At 62.4% G+C, this 1,344-nt stretch carries 1 protein-coding gene and 2 pseudogenes; all 3 read right to left on the bottom strand.

The window, feature by feature from the left end; translation table 11 throughout:
- A partial coding sequence (locus M2427_RS42055; protein WP_280712567.1) for a hypothetical protein occupies window positions 1–280 on the bottom strand: 280 nt, incomplete at its 3' end.
- Between the two features lie 53 nt (window positions 281–333).
- Window positions 334–549 (bottom strand): annotated as a pseudogene (locus M2427_RS42050) (DNA-binding protein); the annotation flags it as partial.
- 136 nt (window positions 550–685) lie between these two features.
- A pseudogene (locus M2427_RS42045) lies at window positions 686–909 on the bottom strand (ArdC-like ssDNA-binding domain-containing protein); the annotation flags it as partial.
- Window positions 910–1,344 lie beyond the last annotated feature (435 nt).

Raw genomic sequence — 1,344 nt, 5'->3', positions numbered from 1 at the left:
CGCTGACATTATGTTGCGTAGAAGCTGTCAATCGTCTGCGAGACAGCACCCAAGTGCAAATGCGCAACATAACCTTCGGCGCAACATATTCGGTCCATTTCCCAGCGAGTCCCTTCGGCGATTCGTGCAGCCGCACGAACAACGAGCGGCCTGGGGTGTTGTGGATGTCGCCGACCAGCCAGTACTGCCCTGCTCTCTTGCCATTGGAGAGATAGCGTCGGCACACCGCCTCGGCCTCGCGCGCGAGACGGCGTGCCAGTTCGGAGGCATCGTGGGGCATCACGCGGCCTCCCGCGCACTGATACGCGCGACTGGATAGGTGTCGAACACCCTCGACGGGATCTCGACGCCCCTTGCGTTGCCATCTGCATCAACGACGGCCCGGACGCTCAGACTTTGTAGAAGCATACGTTGCGCGATGTTCTCCGCGAGCTGCTCGATCGAGACACCGGCCTTGATGCGGCGAACGTTCGACTGGCCGAGCACGAGCTTGTTGAAGGGAATGTCTCGGGACGGCGACAGCGTGATCTTTTGTACGGCTTTCGTCATTTTGGTTCTCCACGACAGGCGGCCGTGAGACTCTCTCTCGGTTTCCAACCCGTCGCTAACAGCCTCCCCTCCTCTCACTCTCGCGCGGCGACGAGGCCAAGTATCACGCCGCCTCGTGGTCGGCGGTAACCCAGCGTTCAATCACCGCGCCCCAGAGTATGAGGATGTTAACGCCGCTGCATTGCCGGTTGGTCGACGCATTTTTCGGCATGGCCAGCGACGCTTTCGACGCGGCCGTACCCCAGGGCTGAACCCAGGGGACGCGGCCGGCCTTAAGCCGGCAATGATCTTGTCGGTGATTTCGTTATAGAGGTTCGCCCGGTCCTGGCCGACGCGCAGGCAATCAGCAGGGTTTGACATCACGGGTCTCCGCGACGGGCGCCGCGAGCCTCTCTCACAGCTTGTAACCCGTCACGGAAAAACCCAGCCTGCACTCTTGCTCTCAGCTTCTTGCGCAATCTGCCTAAAGGCCGCAGGCCTGATCCGGCGTGCGCCAGGGGCGCATCGCCCTGAGAAATGGCACCCGGAGAGCGTGAGCATAGCGACCCGAAGGGACACGCGGTTCCGAGTGCAGCGACGAGACCGGTTCAATCGCGGCACCCGGGAACGGGGCAGTGATAGCGATCGCCGCAGGCGAGCCCCTTTTCCGAGTGCCCCCGGCGAGGAGCACCAAAGCTCCAGCGCGAGGGATCGAAGCCGCACGGCGTGCGCCGTTGAGGCGTGGAGAAGAAGGGAGTGTTCGAAAGAATGGAGCCTGCTGGTTATGGCTCTTACTTGCCCGGCTTACCGGTGTCG

Origin of the sequence: Bradyrhizobium sp. BR13661 (genome assembly GCF_029892425.1) — a bacterium.
GTDB lineage: Bacteria > Pseudomonadota > Alphaproteobacteria > Rhizobiales > Xanthobacteraceae > Bradyrhizobium.
Note: the sequence above shows the minus strand (reverse complement) of the source record. Positions and strands in the feature narration are given on the sequence as shown.